The organism is Anaerohalosphaeraceae bacterium, assembly GCA_037479115.1.
GTDB lineage: Bacteria > Planctomycetota > Phycisphaerae > Sedimentisphaerales > Anaerohalosphaeraceae > JAHDQI01.
The window spans coordinates 1-21,039 of sequence record JBBFLK010000031.1 but is presented as its reverse complement, the minus strand read 5'-3'; the positions used below and the strand labels follow the sequence as shown (position 1 = coordinate 21,039).

General features: G+C 58.3%; 17 protein-coding genes. 12 read left to right on the top strand and 5 right to left on the bottom strand.

All coding sequences use genetic code 11. The annotated features are described in order from the left end of the window. Nucleotides 1–33: 33 nt before the first annotated feature. A complete protein-coding gene (locus WHS88_11655) occupies nucleotides 34–1,848 on the top strand; it encodes a family 43 glycosylhydrolase (GenBank protein MEJ5260831.1) in 1,815 nt (604 codons plus the stop codon). Here WHS88_11655 and WHS88_11650 read toward each other — a convergent pair. Next, a complete protein-coding gene (locus WHS88_11650; GenBank protein ID MEJ5260830.1) occupies nucleotides 1,845–2,126 on the bottom strand; it encodes a cupin domain-containing protein in 282 nt (93 codons plus the stop codon). The genes WHS88_11655 and WHS88_11650 overlap by 4 nt on opposite strands. Before the next feature lie 11 nt (nucleotides 2,127–2,137). Continuing rightward, entirely contained in the window at nucleotides 2,138–5,386 is a 3,249-nt protein-coding gene (locus WHS88_11645; protein ID MEJ5260829.1) for a family 78 glycoside hydrolase catalytic domain, read from the bottom strand. 251 nt (nucleotides 5,387–5,637) lie between these two features. Here WHS88_11645 and WHS88_11640 point away from each other — a divergent pair, with 251 nt between their 5' ends. The 11 genes from WHS88_11640 to WHS88_11590 all read left to right on the top strand — a co-directional run bounded on the left by WHS88_11640 (nucleotide 5,638) and on the right by WHS88_11590 (nucleotide 17,178). Next, entirely contained in the window at nucleotides 5,638–5,913 is a 276-nt protein-coding gene (locus WHS88_11640) for a (2Fe-2S) ferredoxin domain-containing protein (GenBank protein MEJ5260828.1), read from the top strand. A gap of 15 nt (nucleotides 5,914–5,928) precedes the next feature. Then, nucleotides 5,929–7,665, top strand: a complete 1,737-nt coding sequence (locus tag WHS88_11635; GenBank protein MEJ5260827.1) for a [Fe-Fe] hydrogenase large subunit C-terminal domain-containing protein — start codon at nucleotides 5,929–5,931, stop codon at nucleotides 7,663–7,665. Continuing rightward, the gene (locus WHS88_11630) at nucleotides 7,662–8,846 is read left to right on the top strand and encodes a SpoIIE family protein phosphatase (GenBank protein MEJ5260826.1); all 1,185 of its coding nucleotides are present in this window, start codon (nucleotides 7,662–7,664) and stop codon (nucleotides 8,844–8,846) included. The genes WHS88_11635 and WHS88_11630 overlap by 4 nt, the downstream gene beginning before the upstream one ends. 20 nt (nucleotides 8,847–8,866) lie before the next feature. Further along, the gene (locus tag WHS88_11625) at nucleotides 8,867–9,139 is read left to right on the top strand and encodes an NAD(P)H-dependent oxidoreductase subunit E (GenBank protein MEJ5260825.1); all 273 of its coding nucleotides are present in this window, start codon (nucleotides 8,867–8,869) and stop codon (nucleotides 9,137–9,139) included. Further along, the gene (locus WHS88_11620; protein MEJ5260824.1) at nucleotides 9,136–10,590 is read left to right on the top strand and encodes a monomeric [FeFe] hydrogenase; all 1,455 of its coding nucleotides are present in this window, start codon (nucleotides 9,136–9,138) and stop codon (nucleotides 10,588–10,590) included. The genes WHS88_11625 and WHS88_11620 overlap by 4 nt, the downstream gene beginning before the upstream one ends. 86 nt (nucleotides 10,591–10,676) lie before the next feature. Further along, entirely contained in the window at nucleotides 10,677–11,477 is an 801-nt protein-coding gene (locus WHS88_11615; protein ID MEJ5260823.1) for an HD domain-containing protein, read from the top strand. 148 nt (nucleotides 11,478–11,625) lie between these two features. Beyond that, entirely contained in the window at nucleotides 11,626–12,909 is a 1,284-nt protein-coding gene (locus WHS88_11610; GenBank protein ID MEJ5260822.1) for a serpin family protein, read from the top strand. Nucleotides 12,910–12,930: 21 nt separating this feature from the next. After that, nucleotides 12,931–14,076 carry a hypothetical protein gene (locus tag WHS88_11605; GenBank protein MEJ5260821.1) on the top strand — a complete coding sequence of 382 codons (1,146 nt, stop codon included), beginning with the start codon at nucleotides 12,931–12,933 and terminating at the stop codon, nucleotides 14,074–14,076. A 58-nt stretch (nucleotides 14,077–14,134) separates the two neighbouring features. Beyond that, nucleotides 14,135–15,487 carry a DUF4139 domain-containing protein gene (locus WHS88_11600; protein MEJ5260820.1) on the top strand — a complete coding sequence of 451 codons (1,353 nt, stop codon included), beginning with the start codon at nucleotides 14,135–14,137 and terminating at the stop codon, nucleotides 15,485–15,487. Between the two features lie 29 nt (nucleotides 15,488–15,516). Continuing rightward, on the top strand, nucleotides 15,517–16,233 hold the full coding sequence (bamE, locus tag WHS88_11595; GenBank protein ID MEJ5260819.1) for an outer membrane protein assembly factor BamE: 717 nt from the start codon (nucleotides 15,517–15,519) through the stop codon (nucleotides 16,231–16,233). 90 nt (nucleotides 16,234–16,323) lie between these two features. Next, nucleotides 16,324–17,178 (top strand): ARMT1-like domain-containing protein, encoded by an 855-nt coding sequence (locus WHS88_11590; protein ID MEJ5260818.1) that lies wholly within the window; start codon nucleotides 16,324–16,326, stop codon nucleotides 17,176–17,178. Nucleotides 17,179–17,183: 5 nt separating this feature from the next. Here the strand turns inward: WHS88_11590 and WHS88_11585 are convergent, their stop codons facing one another. From WHS88_11585 to WHS88_11575, 3 genes are all read right to left on the bottom strand, one after another. Further along, entirely contained in the window at nucleotides 17,184–18,497 is a 1,314-nt protein-coding gene (locus WHS88_11585) for a dicarboxylate/amino acid:cation symporter (GenBank protein ID MEJ5260817.1), read from the bottom strand. Nucleotides 18,498–18,578: 81 nt separating this feature from the next. Then, on the bottom strand, nucleotides 18,579–19,916 hold the full coding sequence (locus WHS88_11580; protein ID MEJ5260816.1) for a PQQ-binding-like beta-propeller repeat protein: 1,338 nt from the start codon (nucleotides 19,914–19,916) through the stop codon (nucleotides 18,579–18,581). A 116-nt stretch (nucleotides 19,917–20,032) separates the two neighbouring features. Next, entirely contained in the window at nucleotides 20,033–20,797 is a 765-nt protein-coding gene (locus tag WHS88_11575; protein ID MEJ5260815.1) for a DUF2185 domain-containing protein, read from the bottom strand. Nucleotides 20,798–21,039 lie beyond the last annotated feature (242 nt).

Genomic DNA, 21,039 nt, shown 5'->3' with positions numbered 1-21,039 from the left:
GACAAAAAATACACAAAAGGGAGTCATTCGAAGATGAAAGCCAAGCGATTTGCCGCCGTTGTGGTCTGGCTGTTTTCGGCGGTCTGCGGATTCTGTTCGCAGGAGTCGGAAACAATGTATCTGTTTACCTCCTTTCGCGGCGATGGGGACGGGCTGCATCTGGCCGTCAGCGAAAACGGGCTGGAATGGACCGAAATTGAGGGGGTTTTTGTTCAGCCGACGGTCGGCAGCGGCCTGCTGCGCGACCCGCATATCCTCCGCGGGCCGGACGGAACCTTTCATCTGGTCTGGACGACGGGCTGGCGCGACAAAGGCATCGGCTATGCCCGCTCCAAAGACCTGAAGACCTGGACGCCTCCGCGCTGGCTGCCGCTGATGGAGAACACGCCCGGTACACGCAACTGCTGGGCGCCGGAAACCTTCTACGACGCCAAACGCGGCGAATATCTGATTTTCTGGTCTTCCGATGTGGAAGGCCGCTTTCCGGAAACGGTTTCCCCCGACCGGATGAACAACCGCACTTATTATGTGACGACGAAAGATTTCAAAAAGTTCTCCGAGCCCCAAATCCTCTTTGACCCGGGGTTTGACCACATTGACGCCACGCTGCTCGAACACGAGGGACGGTATATCCTGACGGTCAAGGAAGGGGATATGCAGCAGAAGGGAATCTGGGGGCCGATTCATCAGGCGGTCGCCGATGACCCGCGCGGGCCGTACAAGCTGCTCGAAAAGCCCGTTCTGACGGCCCGGGCGGAAGGCCCGACACTCTGCCGCCTCGGCGATGCGTATGTGATGTACATCGATTATTACGTCCACGGACGCTACGGAGCGCTGCAGACAAAGGATTTTCAGACCTGGACGGACATCAGCGAACGGACGAAACCCGTGCGCGGCCAGCGGCACGGGACGGTCCTGCCCATCCCCCGGGCGCTGGGACAGGCCCTGCTGGCCGTTCGGCTTCCGCTGCCGCCGCCGCCCGTTCTGCCGGGCTATCACGCCGACCCGCACATTGCCGTCTTCAACGGCCGGTACTACCTGTACCCCACGACAGACGGCACGGAGGGCTGGGCGGCGACGTCCTTCAGCTGTATGTCCTCCGAAGACCTGGTTCACTGGAAAAACCACGGCGTCATCCTGCGGCTGGGGGTGGATGTCCGATGGGCCGAGCGGAACGCCTGGGCGCCGGCGATTGCCTTCAAAAACGGGAAATACTATTTCTACATCTCCGCCGCCCAGAATATCGGCGTCGTGACAGCCGAGCGGCCGGAGGGGCCCTACACCGACCCGCTGGGAAAACCGCTGGTGCCCAAGGGCAAATACCGCGGGCAGGCCATCGACCCGATGGTCTTCGTGGATGACGACGGGGCGGCCTATCTGTACTGGGGACAGGGGCAGTGCTACGCCGTCAAACTCAACGAGGATATGATTTCGTTTGAGGAATCGGCGGTGCGGACAATCACCCCGCCCAACTACAACGAAGGCCCCTTCGTGCTCAAACGCAACGGCATCTATTACCTGATGTGGTCGGAATATGACACCCGCGACCCTCGCTACAGCGTGGCCTACGGGACCTCTGATTCTCCGCTGGGGCCGTTCAAAAAGGCCGCCGACAATCCGATTCTGCAGGGCAGGGACCTGGTGAAGGGCGCCGGACACCACTCCGTCGTGCAGGTGCCGGGCAAAGACGAATGGGTTATCGCCTATCACCGGTTCGCGATTCCCGACGGCAGCGGCTACAAGCGCGAAACCTGCCTCTCGCCGATGCGGTTTAACCCCGACGGCACCATCCAGAAGGTCAATGTGTACGAAGGCGTCGACCCGATAAGAACTCGGCCGCAGGATTAGTCAAAATCGTAGTGCTTGCGGACGGGGGCGGTTACCTTCCAGATGCACTTGAGCCCTTCGGGGAAAACCACATAATCCCCCGGGCCGAAGGAGACCGAACGCCCGCTGTCCGGGTTGTCCGTGACCGTCACTTTGCCTTCGAGAATCAGGCACTTTTCCGTCTGCGTGTATTCCCATTCAAATTCGCTGACCGGACAGGACCAGGTCGGCCAGGTTTTGCACGTTTTGGCTTCTTCGGCGGTCGGCTTTCGAACAATCACATCCTGAACCGTAGGCATAACAATCTCCTCTATGGCTTATAAGGTTCCACGGTAAACTGATAGCGGCCCGACGGCACAGAAAGCGTCAGGCGTCCGTTCTGCAGTCCGAGTATCCGAATGCATTCGTCCTGATGCAGCGTTCGTCCGCTTTCGCGAACCTGCTCGGCTTTTTGAGCGGGCAGAGAAACCTGGGCGGTGGTATTCGCCGGGATCTGCACATCCAGCACAAACCGCTGTCCTTCGACGGACCAGTTTGAAACGATGCGTCCGCGCACGGAGTCATACGTTGTTTTGGCCCAGGTGAGTTTGCCGCCGGGCTGCGGGGCAATCCGAATGAGGCCGAATCCCGGCTCCAGCGGCTGGATGCCGCCGACCTGCTCAAAGAGCCACTGCCCGACCGCCCCGAACGAATAATGGGCAAACGAATTCATCCCCGGGTCGGCAAACCCCTCTTCGGGCGTCCAGCCGTTCCACCGCTCCCAAATCGACGTGGCCCCCTGACGAATGGAAAACCCCCACGAGGGGAAGGTTTCATTGTGAAGCAATTGGTAGGCAATGTCGTTGCGGCCGATTTGGGCCAGGGCCAGCATCAGGTCTTTGGTGCCGACAAAGCCGGTGGACAGATGGCCGTTCCGTTCCTGAATCCGCCGAACCAGATGCTCGGCGGCCTTTTCCGTCTGCCGCGGCGTCAGCAGGTCATAGACAATCGCCAGCACATAGGCCGTCTGCGAGTCGCCTTCGATGCGCCCGTCGGGCTTGACATAGGCCTTCTGGAAGGCCCGGCAGATTTTTTCCGTCAGCTCCCGATAGATTCGGGCATCCTCCGGCCGGTTCAGAACCTCCGCCGTTTGCGACAGAAGCCGGCTGGCATTGGCAAAATAGGCCATATAAATAACTTCGTTGGGCGTCGGGTCATCAATGTGAAGCCAGTCGCCGAAACAATGGAACCGTTTGGGCGGCAGAAGCTCTTCTGTGGAGCGGTTTTTGGTAAACTCCACGAACCGCTTCATTGCTTCATAGTGTGTTTCGAGAATCCGCCGGTCGCCGTACATCCGCCAAATCGTCCACGGACAGATAACGCCTGCATCCGCCCAGGCCGGCCCGCCGTCGTCCCCTCCGCTTCGAATCGGCGGGGCATACTTCGGAAATGACCCGTCCTGGCGCTGCGCATCCGCCAAATCGGTCAGCCATTTGGTAAAGAACGCCTGCACATCGTTGTTATAGCAGGCCGTCTGGATATACACCTGTGCATCGCCGGTCCAGCCCAGCCGCTCATCCCGCTGCGGACAATCCGTCGGAATATCAATAAAATTCATCCACTGCGTCCAGAGGATATTCGAATAGAGCCGATTAACCATCAGGTCGGAGCATTCAAATCGGCCGGCAGCGGGCGTATCGCTGCTGAAGGCAAGACCCGTGACGGCATCCAGACCCGGCTGATAGTCCAGCCCCGTAATTTCCACATACTGAAAGCCGTGGAAGGTAAACATCGGCTGCCAGATTTCCTCGCCTGTGCCTTTGCAGATATAGGCATCCTCTGCGGCGGCCGTGCGGAGATTGATGGTATAAACGGTTCCGTTTGGATTGAGCCGCTCGCCGTGACGAATCTCTATGCGCTGACCGGGTTTGCCTTTGACTTTCAGCCGCACCACGCCGGCAAAGTTCTGCCCCATATCAAACACATAGATGCCCTTGGCGGGTTCCTGAACGGAAACAGGTTTTATTTCCGCAATCATCTTTACCGGTTCCGAGACGGCGGCCTGAAGCAGGGGCTCGACCGGCTGTCCGCCGACGCTGACGGGCTGCCAGCTGCGCTCGTCAAAGCTCGGCTCGGCCCAGCCGGGCATTTCCAGCCGCGCATCATAGCCCTCGCCGGCAAGCAGGTCTGCATAGAAAAGCGGGCCTGTGGTTCCTTTCCAGTCGGGGCCGGAGGCAATTACCTGCCGCGTGCCGTCCTTGTAGTCAATCACCAGCTGAAGTTTCAGACGCGGCTGCGTGCCGTAGTGGTGGCGGTTCATCCCCCAGCCGACATAGCCCGCATACCAGCCGTCGGCCAGAACGGCCCCCAGGGCGTTCCCATCTTTGCGGAGGTGCTCCGTCACATCGTACGTACGGTAATAAATCCGTTTGCGGTAATCCGTCCAGCCGGGGGACAGAAAGTCCGAACTGATGCGCTGTCCGTTCAGATAGAGCTGATAAATGCCCAGCGCCGTCGCATACAGGCGGGCCTTCTCCACCGGTTTGGACTCTACAGAAAACGGTCGGCGCAGATACCGGGCCGGCGGAAGCGTGCGCACCTGCACGCGGGTCTCCTGCCACGGAGCATCGCCGAACGTTCCGACGACGGCCGCCGCCGACCAGCCGGAATCATCCGTCAGCGGCTTTTGCCAGTTCTCGACATTTTCTTTGGTAACCTTCCAGCTGTCATCGCTGACAAACTCCAGCACCTGCCCATCCACGGTTTCAATGCGGACCGCCGCAAGAAAACCGGCCGGATTGCGCTCCTGCCCGCCGTTGGACGCCGAGACGGCCAAGACATTCCGACCCGTCTGCAGATAATCCCGAATCGTAATTTCGTAAACCGTGCGGTGATCTCCGAACGAGCGGAGAATGTGACCGTTCAGAAAGGCCTGGAACGAATCATCCGCCGTAATCCAGGCTGTCGCAGACTTGACCGCCCATCCGGCAGGCAGGTCAAACGTCTTGCGCAGAAAACACCGTCCGGGCTCCGTCCCGCCGGCAGCCCCGGCATCCGACCAAATCCAGCGGGCCTTCTGAATCACCGCCGGCGCCGGCTGCGGCTCCGTCTGCACATCCAGACCAATCCACTGGGCCGACCAGTCCGTCGGTTCCAACAGGCCCATCGTCCAGCGGGCCGGTCGGCTCCAGTCCGAAACGCGTCCGTCTTTATCCCACACCCGAACGCGCCACCAGCAGTCCATTCCGCTTTCGAGTTTCCTGCCTGCATAGACGATTCCGAACGTTTGAGAGCTCTCGACCCGGCCGGTGTCCCACAGGTCCGCCCGTCCGTCTTTCAGCAGGTGCGGTTTGGAAGCGGCCTGAATCTGATAGGCAGTCTGAACCTGTCCGCGCTGCTCAGAAAGCAGGGTCCACGAAAGCCGCGGCTGAAGCACATCAATGCCGAGCGGGTCGATGCGGCTCTCGCAGCGCAGACACGCCGGAGAAAGGCCGTCGGCCGTTGGGGTTCTCTGAGAAGTTCGGCTGCAGGAAAGAACAAAAAGAAATGATGCTCCTAACAAAATGACGGTTTTTTTCATGATTTTTCCCTTCCGAAAAGGATTTTCAGGCGAGAAGATGTCTTCGATGAGATTTCATAGCACACACCTCTGTTTTTTGTCAATCAGAAAGAGAGTGGGAAATATAAGACATACTCTATATATTTTTATCGCCGGTCCCCTTATATGTGATAAATATCACATAAAATAAATTGACTATTGCAATAATTTTTCTATTTTAGTATAATATTGTGAAACAAATAACACTTTTTTGACGAAAAGACGTATTAGCCATGATGGATGAAAGAGACATAAGAAAACCTGTTGAGGTGGTCTTTTGTATGGGCAGCAGCTGCTTTAGCCGCGGCAACGGGAAAACCCTGTCTTTTATCCAGAACTACTTGAAAGAAAACGGTTTGGAAAACCAGGTCCATTTAAGAGGTGTGCTCTGTCAGGGAAAATGCCAAAACGGACCCAATATAACCATTAACGGCACCTTTTACCAAACGACTGAGCCCGGAGTTGTGATTGATTTGATTCGGCATCACCTTGCCGCTCGGCCGCAGTAAAGCAAGGAGATTCGAATGAATCCGCTTCATCCCATTTATACGGAAACAACCCGATGCCAGGACTGCTACAAATGCCTGCGGCAGTGTCCGGTCAAGGCCATTGACATCCGCAACGGCCATGCGAGTGTGATGCCGGAGATGTGCGTGCTGTGCGGCTCCTGCGTGCAGACCTGCCCGATGAGCGCCAAACGCGTTCGCAGCGACCTGGAGCGGGCCAAACTGCTCCTGCGTCTGAAAAAACAGGTGATTGCATCGATTGCCCCCAGTTTTGCCGCCGAATTTCCGCAGCTTCAGCCGGCCCAGCTGGCTGCGGCCCTGAAGGCCCTCGGATTTGCCGCCGTCAGTGAAACGGCTCTCGGGGCCGAAGAGGTCAGTGCCGCCGCCGCACGGATGATGGAGACCGAAGGGGGTCTGGCCATTTCCTCCGCCTGTCCGGTAGTCGTCGAGCTGATTCATCGGTATTATCCGCAATACAGCCCCGCTGTCTGCCGGATGCTCAGCCCTGTGCTGGCCCACTGCAAGCTGCTCCGGGGCGAATACGGGCCGGATATCGGCATTGTTTTCTTCAGCCCCTGCATTGCCAAAAAAATCGAATCCGACCGCAACCCCGACCTGCTGGATGTGGCCCTAACCTTCAGCGAACTTCGCCAGTGGCTTCAGGAAGAGGGCATTGACCCGGCAGCCGCAGAGCCCCAGGCCGAGGATGGGTTTGTTCCCCGCCTGGCCCGGGACGGTTCGCTGTATCCGATAGACGGCGGGATGCTGGCCGGCATCCGCTCCAACAGCCCGGTGACCAGCAGGCATCTGATGGCCTTCAGCGGGATGTCCGCCATCCAAAGGGCCCTCGAAGACCTTCAGGAACTCGGCGGAGAAGAACCGCTCTTTCTGGAACTGCTGGCCTGTGAGGGCGGCTGCATCAACGGCCCGCAAATCAGCAATCCGGGCCGGACCGTCGTCAAACGAACCCGGATTATCAATACGTTTGAAAACCGCCGGGACCTGCCCGAACCGCCCGCCGGTCTGGCCATCGAGCACCGCTGGCGGCTCGAACCGGTTCGGCAGAGCTGCTATTCCCCTGAACAGATTCAGGAAGCCCTCAAGCGCGTCGGCAAATTCGGGCCGGAGGATGAACTGAACTGCGGCGGGTGCGGCTATGACAGCTGCCGACAGTTTGCCAGGGCCCTGCTGGACGGACGCGCCGAGGAAACGATGTGCATGGGCTATATGCGGCAGCTGGCGCAGAAACAGGCCGATGCCCTGCTGCGGGCCATGCCCTCCGGGGTTGTCATTGTTGATGAGCACCTGCAGATTCTCGAAAGCAACCGGCGTTTTTCCGAACTGATGGGCCCGGAGGCCGTCCGCGCTTATGAAGCACGGCCGCATCTGACCGGCGCCGCCCTGCACAAAATCGTTCCGTTCGCCGACCTGTTTGCGCAGGTGCTTCAGAGCGGCGCCGCCACGCTCGAAAAAGAGGTCAAGGTCGGAAAAACCATCTATCACGTCACCCTGTTTACGATTGAAAAACACCGGCGCATCGGCGGCATCATTCAGGATGTGACGCTGCCGACCGTCCGGAAGGAACAGATTATCAACAAGGCGCGCGAAGTGATTTCCCGCAACCTCGAAACCGTCCAGAAAATTGCTTATCTGCTGGGAGAAAACGCCGCCGAGTCGGAAGTGATTCTGAATTCGATTGTGGAGATGTTTCAGCCTGCCGCGGATGCCAAACCGCGGCCTTCGGATGAACCATGAACAACCGCTTTTTTATCGAAGTGGACTGTGCACGGCAGAACAAACACGGCCAGGGGGCCCCGGGCGATGTCTTTCTGTCCCAGCGGGACCCGGACGAGGGCCGTATTGTCTGTGTGCTGGCCGACGGGCTGGGCAGCGGTATCAAGGCCAATGTCCTGGCAACCCTGACGGCCACGATGGCCCTCAAGTATGTCCGCTCGGATATGGACATCTGCAAGGCCGCCGGTGTGATTATGTCCACGCTGCCGGTCTGCAGCGAACGAAAAATCGGCTACTCGACGTTCACCATCGCCGACATTCGCCCGGACGGGCACATCCGGATGATGGAATACGACAATCCGCCGGCGGTTCTGCTGGAGGGACCGACCGTCCTGCCGCTGGAGAAAAAACCGATGGAAATTGAAACGGCCCATCTCGGACGCCGTCCGCTTTTCTACAGCGCCTTTCAGGTCCGGCAGGAAATGCGTCTGGTGCTGTTTTCCGACGGGCTGTCGCAGGCGGGGATGGGACGGCCCCGCACGCCGCTGGGCTGGACGCAGGAAAGGGCCGTCGATTTTCTCCGGGAACAGATTCGCCGTACGCCGGATATTTCCGCCCGACAGCTTTGCCGCGCGGCCGTGACGGAAGCCCTCCGCCAGGACCAGTTCCAGGCCCAGGACGATATCAGCTGTGCGGTGATTTATTTCCGCCGGCCCCGAAGACTCCTGGTTGTCACCGGACCGCCGATTGACGCCCGAAAAGACCCTCTGCTGGCGGCCCGAGTCGCCGAATTTGACGGACGCAAGGTCATCTGCGGCGGCACAACCGCCAACCTTATCGCCCGCGAGCTGGGCCGAACCGTCCAGGTGGACTTGAGCTTCCTGGACCCGGAGATTCCGCCCGTCTCAACGCTCGAAGGTGTGGACCTGGTCACGGAAGGCACCCTGACGATGTCCAGAACCGCTCAGCTGCTCGAACAAAATCAGGAGCCCGACACGAGCCGGCCGAACGCCGCCGTGCGGCTGATGAATATTCTGCTCGAGAGCGACCAAATTGAATTTGTCGTGGGAACCAAAATCAACGAGGCCCATCAGGACCCGAATCTGCCGGTTGAGCTGGATATCCGGCGCAACCTCATCCGGCGGATTGTCTGGCTGCTCAATGAAAAATATATGAAACAGGCCTCGATTGAATTTATTTGAATATGGAAAGGAACAGGGGCATGAAACCGCTTACGATTACCATCTGTACGGGAACGACCTGCTATGTGATGGGGTCCGGCTATCTGCTGTCCATTCAGGAGCAGATTGAGTCGGCCTGCTCAAGGCCGGTAGAGATTGTCGGCTCCTCCTGCCTGGGGCTGTGCAAAGACGGCCAGTACGGCCGCGCCCCCTTTGTGCAGATCGGCTCAACAGTCATTGCCGAGGCCACGGCGGAAAAAATTATCGAAACTCTCAAACAACAGACTGCCCGCAATTCCATGGAGCAGATATGAACGGCGATAACAATGTTCAGCGAAACAAACGGCGTCTTCTGATTGAAACAGCGGCGCTGGCCTTTCGGGGCCGCCTGGCGGAGGAAATTGATGCCCTGCCGGTCAAACTGTTCCCGAAAGGTTCGACGCCGACGCGCTGCTGCATTTACAAATCCCGTGCGATTACCCGATACCGGCTGATGGCCGTGCTCGGATACAGCACGCAGGACGAAACGGACGAATGCACGCCGCTGTCCGAGTATGTTCGGCGGGCCGAAGAATCCCGGCCCCGAGGCGGTGCGATTCTGACCGTCATTAACGAGGCCTGCAGCGCCTGTCTGAAAGGCCGCCACTATGTCACCAATGTCTGCCGCGGCTGCGTTGCCCGCCCCTGTGTGACCAACTGCCCCAAACAGGCGGTGCAAATCATCAGCGGCCGGGCCCGAATCGATGAAGAACGGTGCGTCAACTGCGGCCTGTGCCTCCAGCAGTGCCCCTACCACGCCATCGTCTATGTGCCGATTCCCTGTGAAGAGGCCTGCCCGGTCGGGGCGATATGCAAGGGCCCGGACGGGCACGAACAGATTGACGAGGACAAATGCATCGACTGCGGCAAGTGCCTGCAGGCCTGCCCGTTTGCCGCAATTGCGGAGCGCTCCCAGATGGTAGAGGTCATCCGCCGGCTGCGCGAGCAGAAGCCCATCGCCGCGCTGCTGGCTCCGGCCGTAGCCGGCCAGTTTCCTCAGGAGTTTTCCAAATTGGTCAGCGCTCTATTGAAAATGGGCTTTACCCGGGTGGTGGAGGTAGCCGCCGGAGCGGAGATGACCGCCCGACACGAAAGCCGCGAGCTGCAGGAAAAGATAGGCGCCGGACAGGCCTTTCTGACCAGCAGCTGCTGTCCGGCGTATGTGCAGGCCGTCCGCAAACATATCCCCGCGCTGGCTCCGTTTGTCTCCCAGACACCCTCGCCGATGCATTTTACGGCCCGGCAGGTCAAACAGCAGCAGCCGGATATGCTGACGGTTTTCATCGGTCCGTGCATTGCCAAACGCCGCGAGGCTGCGGACAACCCGTACATTGATTATGTCCTGACTACCGATGAGCTGGGGGCCATGCTCGTGGCGGCGGGCATCGAACTGGCTGATTGTCCGCCCGCGGAATGGACCGAAAGCCCGCTGCCCCAGGCCCGCGCCTTTGCCGTCAGCGGCGGCGTGGCCGAAACCCTTCGCGCCGTCAGCCCGGAGCCGGACGCCGTCCGTCCGATGCTGATAGACGGGCTGGACAAAAAGTCGCTCAAACTGCTGTCCCTTCTGCCGGCCCGCGGCACCGGAGGGGCCAATTTCGTCGAAGTGATGAGCTGTTCCGGCGGCTGCGTAGCCGGGCCGTGCAACATCAGCCAGCCCAAAACCGCCGCCCGAAAGGTTCGCGACTTTGCGGGCCAGCAAAGTCCGGCTGCACGAGCCGTTTCCTGACGGGCTTCGAAACCGCCGGTTTGGGAGTAGAAAACCGGCCTGCACCGTGATACAATCCCTGCCTTTGCGGGAAAGGCGGACGACTTGTGGACAGCGGACAGCTGAACAGACTGAAAAAATGGTTTGCCGAGTATGTCGGCGGATTCTATACCGGCGGGCAGGATGCGTATCTGGACAAGCACATCCGGCTCAAAGAGGAGCACACCGCCCGCGTTTGTCAGGAGATGCGCTATATCCTGCACGGCCTGAAGGTCGGCGAAGGCGACAGCCGGCTGGCGGAGGCGGCGGCCCTGCTGCACGATGTCGGGCGGTTTGAGCAGTTCCGCCGATACCGCACCTACGCAGACCCCAAAAGCTGCGACCACGGCCTGCTGGGCTGTCAGGTGCTCTGCGAAAACGGCACACTGGAAGGCCTCGACGAGCCGGAAAAGAAGGTTCTGCTGGATGCCGTCCGCTGGCACGGCGCCAAGACTGTACCGGCGGAACTGGACGAACGCTCGGCCTTTTTCTGCAGACTGGTGCGCGATGCCGACAAACTCGATGTGCTCGGACTTTTGATTGACAATTTCACCCGCTATTACCGTGACCCGCAGCATTTCGACCTGGAGGTGGAGTTTGCCGACGAACCGTTTGTCAGCCCGGATGTGCTCCAGGCCGTTTTCAGCGGGCAGCTGGTGGATTATCGGCAGATTCGCACGCTCCACGATGCCCAGATGGTCCTGCTGGGCTGGGTATATGACATCAATTTCAGCCCCGCACTGGCCCGGATTCTGGACAAGCAGTATCTGGACAAACTGGCCGCCTTTCTGCCCGATACCCCCGATGTCCGCCGCGCCGTCCGTCACATTTTCGAATTCGTCCGGACCCGTCTGAATCGGCCTCAATAAACCCCGCCGATTTTTCCTCAAAAACACCCCTAAACAGCCGAACCACGGTCAAAAATAAAAATCAGATTTTTCTGTCAACTCTTTGCCCGCCTTGGTGTCTAATAAAAGGGAGAAGGGAAACGTGGAGATTTCAGGCGAGGAAATGAATATGGAGATTCGCAGGTTTTGGGTTCGGGCGGGTATTTTGTCCGTTCTGGCTGTCTTTTCGGCAGGTCCGACCGTTCAACCTGTTTCGGCGGAAGAAAACAACCCTATGGAGCAGGCCGTAAAAGCCCAAACAACCTTCGCGGTGGATTTGTATCGGACTTTGGCCGGACTTCCTATCCCGCGAAAACCAGTCGAGAATATCTTTTATTCACCTTACAGTATCTCTTCCGCGATGGCCGTTGTCTTTGCCGGCGCGCACGGCGATACCGAAAGGCAGTTTTGTGATGCCCTGCATTTTTGGCTCCCGCAGGAATCGTTTCACGAAGCGATGGGCCGCCTTGAAAAGCACCTTACAAAGCAGGCGGAAAAAGGCGAGTATGAACTGACAATTGCCAATGCACTCTGGATGGACCGCAGGACGGCCTTTGCCGAGCCGTTTCTGACGCAGGTTCAGCAATGCTATTCGGCCAATCTGGAGCGGGTCGATTTTGCCAAAAATCCCTCCAGTGCCGCGCGAGTCATCAATCAATGGGTCGAAAAACAAACCCGGGAACGCATCAAAAATCTGATTCCCGAAGGCACGCTCGATACCCTCACCCGGCTGGTCGTCACCAACGCCGTCTATTTCAAAGGCAAATGGGCCCTGCCTTTTGACCCGCAGCTTACCCGGACGGACTGGTTTACGGTGTCAACTTATACAGTTCAGGAAGACGGACCGCAGGTGGAAACCCGACGGGTTCAGGTGCCGATGATGACCCGCAAAGACGACTTCGGCTATACCGAAAACGACCTCTGCCAAATCCTCGAGCTGTGCTACACGGGCGGCAACCTGCGGATGATTATCCTCCTGCCCAAAGACCCTGACCTGTTTCGGCTGGAGCAGGCACTCAGCGCAGAAACACTGGCCGACTGGCTCAGCCGGCTGCACCGTCGGGAAGTGGAAGTCTATCTGCCTCGTTTTACGTTCACCTGGCAGAGTGAACTGAAACCGGCTCTGATTGCGCTGGGCTTAATAGACGGCTTTTCGATGACGGCGGACTTTTCCGGCATCACCGGCGGAAAGGATTTGTACCTGAGCAACGTCCTTCACAAGGCGTTTGTCAAGGTGGACGAAGAAGGCACCGAAGCCGCCGCCGCCACCGGAGCTGTGATGAAACTCGTTTCGATACAGGCCCCTCCGCCGGTTTTTCGAGCCGACAAGCCCTTTGTCTTTCTCATTCAGGATAAACCGACCGGCACCGTGCTGTTTGTCGGCAGGGTGGCGGACCCAACCAAAGAAAAATAAACCCGATTCAGGAGTCTGACTATGAAACAGGCGATTTGGTTTGCAGCGGCCGCAGGACTGCTCTTCGGCACCGTCGGAGCCCAGGCCCGAACGAAACTGGCGGCGCTGCCCCAGCGGGAAAGCGTGGATATCCGAATGGATAATGCGGACTTTACCCTCATCGAAGAAGAACGCATCCTGACGCTGCGAAAGGGACTCAATCAGGTTGATTTTGCCTGGCAGGCCGTCTCCATCGACCCCGATTCCATCCGGCTGACGCCGCTGGACCATCCAAACGGCGTGCGGATTCTCAATGTGAGTTTCCCTCCGGATGAAGCAGCCCTCGTATGGGAAATCGCCTCCGACGGCGACTGGGCTGAACGAGTCCGCATCAGTTATCTGCTCGATCAGATTGACCGCCTGACGGCTTACAAGGCCGTGGCGGATAAGGACGAAACCAAACTGGACCTGACCGCTTATCTGATTGTCCGCAACTTCTCCGGCGAACCGTTTGACAACGCCCGCATCCGGCTGGATGCCGACAGCGTCTTTGAACGCGACCTTGCCGACGGCCAAACCCGCCGGTTGCTCTGGACGCAGAACCGGGCCCTGCCTGTTACCAAAGTCTGGACGTGGGATTCGGCCCTGCAGCCCTGGGACCCCGAACAGCTGGAGCGGCAGAACATCGGCATCCCCGTCCGCTATCGGCTGGTGAATGAAAAGGCCGCCGGTCTAGGTCGGGCCGCCCTTTGGCCCGGCAAGGTGCGGCTCTTTCAGGACGATGGACACGACAGCACCATCTTTCTGGGTGAGGACAACCTGTCCTTTCTGCCGGTCGGCGAGAAGGCCGAACTGTACATCGGCGACAGCCGCGACATCGTTGTTACCCAGCGCAAAATAAAGGAAGAGCAAATCAACATCCGCCGCAACCGCAGGGAACAGATTGTCCTCTATGATACGGAGGAAGTCCTCACGGCCAAAATCGAAAACTTCAAGGATTCGCCCGCCGTACTGACCCTCATCGAGCGAATCCCGGGCCAGTGGGAGATGAAATCGTGCAGTCTTCCCTATACCCGAAAAGACGCCGAAACCCTCGAGTTTGAAATCACCCTGCCTGCCCGCAGCGGAGACAAACCCGCCGTTGTCCAGCTGGAAATGCACTACCAGCGAAAAAATGTAAGACCCTGATGAGAAATTCAAAATCCAAATCTTGAAATCCGAATGACCTCTGTTCAAGGAGTTTAGAATGAAACGATATGCCGTACTTCTTTGGATGACGGGCCTTGCCGCCGTGTCCTTTGCTAAAGTGGATTTGGTCACGCTGCCCGCCTCCGAGTCGGTCCAGATTACGATTTATGAATCCGCCGACCTGACGCTCGTTCGCGACAGCCGTCCGCTGACCCTTCGGCAGGGCACCAACCAGCTCCAGTTTTCCTGGGCGGGCACGCTGATTGACCCGACGTCGCTGATGCTCGTGCCCCAAAAAGCCGCCGACCAGGTGGATATTACCGACCTGTCGTATCCGCCGAACACCGTCAACGTCGGCATCTGGACGCTCGAGAGCCGACAGGCAGGACGCATTCCTTTTGAGATTACCTATCTGACAAGCGGTTTCCGCTGGCGGGCCTTTTATGCGGGTATCCTGTCCGAGAACGAAAAGACGATGCGGCTGGAAGGGTATGTTCGCGTATTCAATCAGTCCGGCGAAGATTACGAAAACGCCCAGGTGCGGCTGATTGTCGGACAGGTTCATCTGCTCGATGAAATCGCCGAACTGGCCCGCCGGACCTGGCCCTACGGAAGACCGGGGGAGGGAGTGCCCGGAATGATGCCGCAGGTGCAGATGGAACGGGCACGGCTGGCCTTTGGCGCTGTTAAGGCGATGGACGAGATTGCCATGACCGCCAAACCCAAAGAAATCCGAAAGGAAGGACTCAGCGAGTATTTCCTTTACACCATCGAGGGCACCGAGTCCATCCCGAACGGCTGGTCCAAACGGCTGCCCAGTTTCCAGGCCGAGGCCGTGCCGGTCGTCAATCTGTACAAGTTTGAAGAGGAGATGTACGGCCCGTCCGTCATTCGGTATCTGTACTTTTTCAACGATGCCGAGCATCATTTGGGCCAAACCCCTATCCCGGGCGGGTCGATGAAGGTCTATCGAACCGTCAGCAAAGAGGGGCATCTGACGTATGAAGGCGGCTGTGAAATAAAATATATCCCGGTCGGCCAGGAGGCGGAACTGAACCTGGGGCCTGCGGAAGATGTTTTGGTCAAACCCAAGTTGATGGATTACAAGACCGACAATTACCGCTTTGATGACAGGGGCAACATCAGCGGCTGGGATGAAATCCGCACCGTTGTCATTGAGATCAAAAACAGCCGGCCGATGCCCATTCGGCTGGAAATCAAGCGGAACTTCCCCACTCCCTACTGGACGCTGGAGAACCGGGGAGACAGTGAAAAAGTCTTTGAAAAAGTCGATTTGGATACAGTCAAATACACACTTTCAATGCCGCCCCAGTCGGCTCGGGTGATTGAATACGTGCTGACCACTTATCACGGTGTAAGGCAGGAAGACTGGACCAGACAGAATCAGTAAGCAGAAGGGGGGAGAAAGGAGAGGTCTCTGTGAAAGGGAAGGGGGCCTTTGTCCTGGGGGGGCTTGTGTTGTTTTGCCAGGCGGGTGTTCTCTGTGCTTCGGAGCCCAATCAGCCCGCTCCGACGGCCCCGACATTTAAGACGGAATTGCTTCCGGATGAGCCGCTCATCCAGCGCCGACAGGTCTGGCATTTCTGGCAGATGCTTCAGGTCGGAATGACCGCCGACAAGGTGACGGAACTGCTCGGCGAGCCCCTCGAAAAAGAAAGCAGCGAAACGGCCTGTGTATGGTACTATCACCAGACCCCCCAGAAGCTTCCCAGCGGGCAAATCCAGCGGCCGCGGTTCGGTTTTCTCAATTTCAAAAAAACAGCCCTCAGCGGACAGGAACAGCTGCTCCTGAAAACCTGGCGCCAGCCGGATTGGAATCAGTTGCCTGCTTACAGCGCTGAGCAGTTTGAGTTCCAGCAAAAGCGGCTGGAACAGATTCGCCAACAGCAGCTGGCCGAACAAAAGCGGCTCGAGGAGGAAAAACGCCTTCAGGAGGAGCTCCGCCGACAGGAAGAACAACGCCGGCAGGAGGAACTGCGTCAGCAGATGCTGGCGCAGCAGGCCGCTCAATCTCACTCCAAAGGGTTTACCCTAAACTGGCAGGAATGGCCCCGCTCTTATTGGTATGTCGCTGGGGGTGTTCTGGCAGGGCTGATTGTCCTTTTCCTCATCCTCAAAAAACCCTTTAGCAGCTGATTGCCTTTCCACTCAAAGAAGGATTTTTTTGACTTTCCGGACGGCTTCGGGCATAATCCTCCGCTTTCCTGAAAGACAGCGGAGTGTGAAATGAAAGCAGCGCCCGAATGCATCCCTTGTTTTCTTCGGCAGGCCCTCGAGGCGGCTCGGATGGCCTCCGGCGACCCGGCCGTCCATCAGGAGATACTCCGTCAGGTTCATTCTCTTTTGTCCGGCACTGACCTGAATACCCCTCCGCCGGTTATCAGCCGACAGATTCATCATTGGGTTCGTCAACTCAGCGGCAATCCCGACCCATATAAAGAAGTCAAACTCCGCTGCAATCAGCTGGCCCTTCAATGGCTGCCCGGCCTCCGGGAGCGGGTGCGAACCTCCGAAGACCCGTTCCGGGCCGCCGTTCTGCTGGCGATTGCAGGCAATATCATTGACTACGGCGTCAACGGCACCCTCCAGATGCAGACCGTCGAGGAAACCATCGACCGGGCCCTTCATCAGCCGCTGGATGAGCCGGTGCTCGAGCAGTTTCGCCGGTCCATTGCCTCCGCCCGTTCCATCCTCTATCTGGGCGACAATGCCGGAGAGATTGTGTTCGACCGGCTTTTGCTCGAACAGATGCCGCTCGAGAAGATTACCTTTGTCGTCAAGGGCTCGCCGATTCTCAATGACGCAACAAAAGAAGAGGCCGTCCAGGCGGGTCTGACCGAGATGGTGTGTGTCATCGACAGCGGTTCGAATGCACCCGGCACCGTCCTGGAGGATTGCAGTCCTGACTTTCGCCGCCTGTTTGAGCAGGCCGATTTGATTATCGCCAAAGGACAGGGCAATTTTGAGACACTCAACGAAACGCCCGCCAATTTGTTCTTTCTCTTTCAGGTCAAATGCCCCGTCGTAGCGGCGTTTCTCCAAAAACCCCTCGGGACCTTTATGCTCACCCGCCCGGCGTGATTGGGCTAAAGGGCATCCGTTTCGTTCGTCTTTTCTTTGAAATTGCCTTCCGAAGGATTCTGCTCATCCGTTTCGGACGATTCCGGCCTGCGTACTTTTCCGGACAGCCAGTCCCGGCCTTCCATCAGCCGGGCAATCAGCATCGCCGCCGCCGTATCCCCGCTTGAATTGACCATCGTCGCCGGAGGGTCCACCAGCGTGCCCAGCAGGGCAATCACCGGCAGGGCCTCCGGCCCGAACCCATACAGCGAAACGATAATCATCTCCCCCAGAAAGCCCCCGCCCGGAATGCCGCTCATCACCATCCCCGCCAGCAGGGCCGCCCCAACCGCGCCGGCCAGTACATTGGCTCCGGAAAACTCCCGCCCGAACAGGGCGAACAAAATCGCAATCTTCAGAATCGCCGCCAGACACGTGCCGTCCATATGAATCGTCGCTCCCAGCGGCAGCACAAAACGGCGGATGTCTTCCGGGATGCCGATGCGTCCGGCCGCCTCCAGATTGGCCGGCAGGGCTGCCAGACTGCTGCCGGTGCCCAGCGCCGTCAGCGAGGCGGGCCAGATGTGCTTCCAGAACCGTCCCAGCCCTTCTCTTCCGCCCGCCCAATAAACATACACCGAAAAGCCGACCGCAAAATACAAAAACGCCAGCGGATAATAAACCAGCACCGCCCGTCCGTATGTGCCCGCCAGCTGCGGCCCGAAGACCCCAACCAGATAGGCAAAATACGCCGCCAGCCCGATTGGCGCATACCCCATAACCAGACGAATCAGCCGACTCATTACGGCTGCACCGGAATTGAGAAACCCTCGAAAGGCCCGACCCTTGCTGCCTGCCGCCTGCGCCGCCAGCCCCGTCAGAATTGCAAACACAATCAGGGCCGCCATATGCTCCCGCTCAAACAGGTTTGAAAAATTGGGGACCGTCAGCGTCTCGGCCAGGGTCTGCCCCAGCTGAACGGGATTGCTCACATTCGGCGCCGCCGCCGACAGAGTCAGTCCTCCGACCGGGTTGAACAGTTTGACCGCCCCAATCATCAGGCAGGATGCAATCACCCCCGTTCCGGCAAACACCAGCAGCATCAGAGCGGCCATTCGACCCAGCCGTTTTGTTTCGCCGGCGCCCGCCGCCGCCGAACTGAGCGAAAAAAACACCAGCGGCACCGCCGCACAGTACAGCAGATTCAGGAAAATATCCCCCAGCGGCTTAAGTACCTCCGCTCGCGGCCCGCCGAACCAGCCCAGCAGTCCCCCTATCACCGCCGAGCCGAGCAAAATCCCGGTAAATACCCCGCCGGAAAGAATCGATTTCGAAGGCATCCGTTCCTCCTGCAATCCTATTCTATCGCTTCCTTTCTGTCGGCCGAAAAAAGACCCCTCCCTTCCGGGAGACAAGGCAGGCTATTTCTCCTCCGAAATGCAGTAGAGATTTTGTTTGCCCTTCAGATACAGAGTCGGCCCCACAATCACCGGCGAACAGTCAAAGCCGTCTTCGAGCTTGTTGACGGCCAGCACCTCCAGGGTTTCTGAATTTTTCAGTACACAGACCGTTCCGTTGCGCCCGACCGCATACACGCGTCCGGCCGCTCCGACCGGCGAGGCATAGACCATATTGAGCCCTTCCAGCCGCTGAGCGGTATAATAAGGTTTGCCGGTTTGGGCATCATAGCAGGACAAGACCGGATTGTTGGAGGAAAAGACATACAGTTTTCCTTCATACAGCAGCGGAGAAGGAACATACGGCGTATGCTGATTGACTTCCCAGACGACGGCATCCGTTCCGGTCAGGTCCCCGGTGCGGTCCAGCCGAATGGCCTGGAGTTTGGCCCCGCGAAAGCCGCTGGTGCAGAACACCATTCCAAAGCCTGTCACGGGAGTCGGTACGACATTTTGAGTCTGGCCGCCGCCGCATTCCCAAATGATATCTCCTGTTTTGGCATCATAACTTCGCGTTCGGTTATGACCGGTCACAATCACCTGCATTTTCCCGGCCGCTTCAACCACCAAAGGGCTGGTCCAGGATGTCTTCTCATCCCGCTTCTTTTTCCAAAGGATTTTTCCGGTTTCTTTGTGTACGGCGGCAATGAACGAATCGCCCTCGTGGTCATGCAGCACAATGACGGCATCGCCCGCCAGCGCCGGCGAACCGCCCTCTCCAAATCCGGCTCGAATCGTAAACGGTCCGAAATCCTGTTTCCACTTGAGCTGACCGTCCAGATCAAGACAATAGAGACCCTGAGAGCCGAAATTGGCCCACAGATGAACTCCATCCGTTATCGGCGAATAAGAGGCAAACCCGTGGTCGCTGTGGTGTCCTTCGTGCGGACGCGCCTGCCGTACAACCGTTTCCCAGAGGGTCTTTCCGGTATGCCTGTCCAGACAGACGACACTAAACCGATAGACATTCCGCGGTCTCCGCCCGCCCGGTCCGCGGCGCTCCGTCTGCTGCCCCGCCTCGGCCTCGCTGCCTTCCGTCTGGTCCGTTGGAACAGCCATCTGGAAGAAAAGCTTATCCCCCCAGACAACCGGCGTGGAATTGGACCCGTCGCCGGTCAGTTTGACCTTCCAGCGAATATTTTCCGTTTCGCTCCATCGAAGCGGCGGCCGGCCGTCCGGCGAAACCCCTGACATTCCGGGGCCCCGCCACGTCGGCCACTGAGGCACCGCGGCAGAAACACAGGAACCCAGCAGGGTATAGAGACAACATCGAAAAACGTTCACGGTCTGTCGGTTTTTCATAGTGAATCTCCTGTAAACTGTTCTGCTGTCAACCATTCTATTGTTTCGAGGGTTCTTGGGGATAGGGATTCTCTTTTTCCCCTGTGTATCCGGTTGTTCTGCGGTGCAAAAACCTTTTAGACCTTCACAACCCCCAGTGTTTCCCAGATTTTCTCGATTTCCCGTCGGTCTGCCTCCGAGGTATAGTACACCGCCAGATGCAGTTCCTCCTCGGGGGTAAAGCCGAACAGATAGACGCCGTGCAGTTCCTTGTCGGCCACGGTTTCCGTCAGCGAGTACCGCAGTTTGACCATGTCCTCTTCGTCGCGCCGCTGCAGGTCAGCCGCTTTTTCACTCTTGATAGATAAAATTCCATTAACCCGCTCTTCAATCGACTGATTGTTGGCGGTATAGACATCTATCCAGATGGTCAGCCCCGGCCGCCAGAGCACCAGACTGCCGCCGTCAATCCGCCGAAACATCCGCCCGCTGATGTCAAACCGCCAGCACTGCGGCACCAGCACGGTACCGGCGACCACCGGCGGCAGCAGGATGATTTCCGGCTCTTCCGTATCCGGACTGGTCACTTCCAGCCGGCCGGCGGCGTTGCGCTCAATCTGCGTGCCCGGCGGATACATCAAAAACGGGATAATCTCCGGGTCATAATTGGCTATTGTATTGATATCCAGCAGCGAAATGTGCTCCGGTTCGTCCAGATATTCTTCCGTCTCTCCGCCTCCAAGAAACCGCCAGCCGCTGTCGGATTCCTCTTCCGGCTCTTCCCGAACCATGCACTGGACGCGGTGGCCGTCCACGGCAATCTTGTCCGAAACAAAGCCGAACCCCAAATCGGGCACTAAGGACTGAATCTCCGAGGCCGCCAGTTTGTATTTCTTTTCCATCGGCTCACACTCCTTTCTGAAGAGTTTGCCCCCCATTCTACCCGCCCCTGCCGCCCCCCTCAACAAAATAACCCGTGAAAATCCGCCTGCACAAAAATGCAGTGAAAATCAAATGTCCGTTCGATGCCCTTCGAAGCTTCAGCGAAGGAGAAAGGCGGGAATCCAGACCTTCCCGCGATTTGTTCTCCGAAGCTTTCGCGAAGGAGGACAGCAGGCGTTATACGATAGCCCCGCCCGCAAGG

Coding starts and splice junctions, on each gene's coding strand:
- WHS88_11575 (MEJ5260815.1), bottom strand. CDS start 20,797: ATGGAAAAGAAATACAAACTGGCGGCCTCGGAGATTCAGTCCTTAGTG.
- WHS88_11650 (MEJ5260830.1), bottom strand. CDS start 2,126: ATGCCTACGGTTCAGGATGTGATTGTTCGAAAGCCGACCGCCGAAGAA.
- WHS88_11605 (MEJ5260821.1), top strand. CDS start 12,931: ATGAAACAGGCGATTTGGTTTGCAGCGGCCGCAGGACTGCTCTTCGGC.
- WHS88_11590 (MEJ5260818.1), top strand. CDS start 16,324: ATGAAAGCAGCGCCCGAATGCATCCCTTGTTTTCTTCGGCAGGCCCTC.
- WHS88_11610 (MEJ5260822.1), top strand. CDS start 11,626: ATGGAGATTCGCAGGTTTTGGGTTCGGGCGGGTATTTTGTCCGTTCTG.
- WHS88_11625 (MEJ5260825.1), top strand. CDS start 8,867: ATGAAACCGCTTACGATTACCATCTGTACGGGAACGACCTGCTATGTG.
- WHS88_11645 (MEJ5260829.1), bottom strand. CDS start 5,386: ATGAAAAAAACCGTCATTTTGTTAGGAGCATCATTTCTTTTTGTTCTT.
- WHS88_11585 (MEJ5260817.1), bottom strand. CDS start 18,497: ATGCCTTCGAAATCGATTCTTTCCGGCGGGGTATTTACCGGGATTTTG.
- WHS88_11655 (MEJ5260831.1), top strand. CDS start 34: ATGAAAGCCAAGCGATTTGCCGCCGTTGTGGTCTGGCTGTTTTCGGCG.
- WHS88_11640 (MEJ5260828.1), top strand. CDS start 5,638: ATGATGGATGAAAGAGACATAAGAAAACCTGTTGAGGTGGTCTTTTGT.
- WHS88_11630 (MEJ5260826.1), top strand. CDS start 7,662: ATGAACAACCGCTTTTTTATCGAAGTGGACTGTGCACGGCAGAACAAA.
- WHS88_11620 (MEJ5260824.1), top strand. CDS start 9,136: ATGAACGGCGATAACAATGTTCAGCGAAACAAACGGCGTCTTCTGATT.
- WHS88_11600 (MEJ5260820.1), top strand. CDS start 14,135: ATGAAACGATATGCCGTACTTCTTTGGATGACGGGCCTTGCCGCCGTG.
- WHS88_11635 (MEJ5260827.1), top strand. CDS start 5,929: ATGAATCCGCTTCATCCCATTTATACGGAAACAACCCGATGCCAGGAC.
- WHS88_11580 (MEJ5260816.1), bottom strand. CDS start 19,916: ATGAAAAACCGACAGACCGTGAACGTTTTTCGATGTTGTCTCTATACC.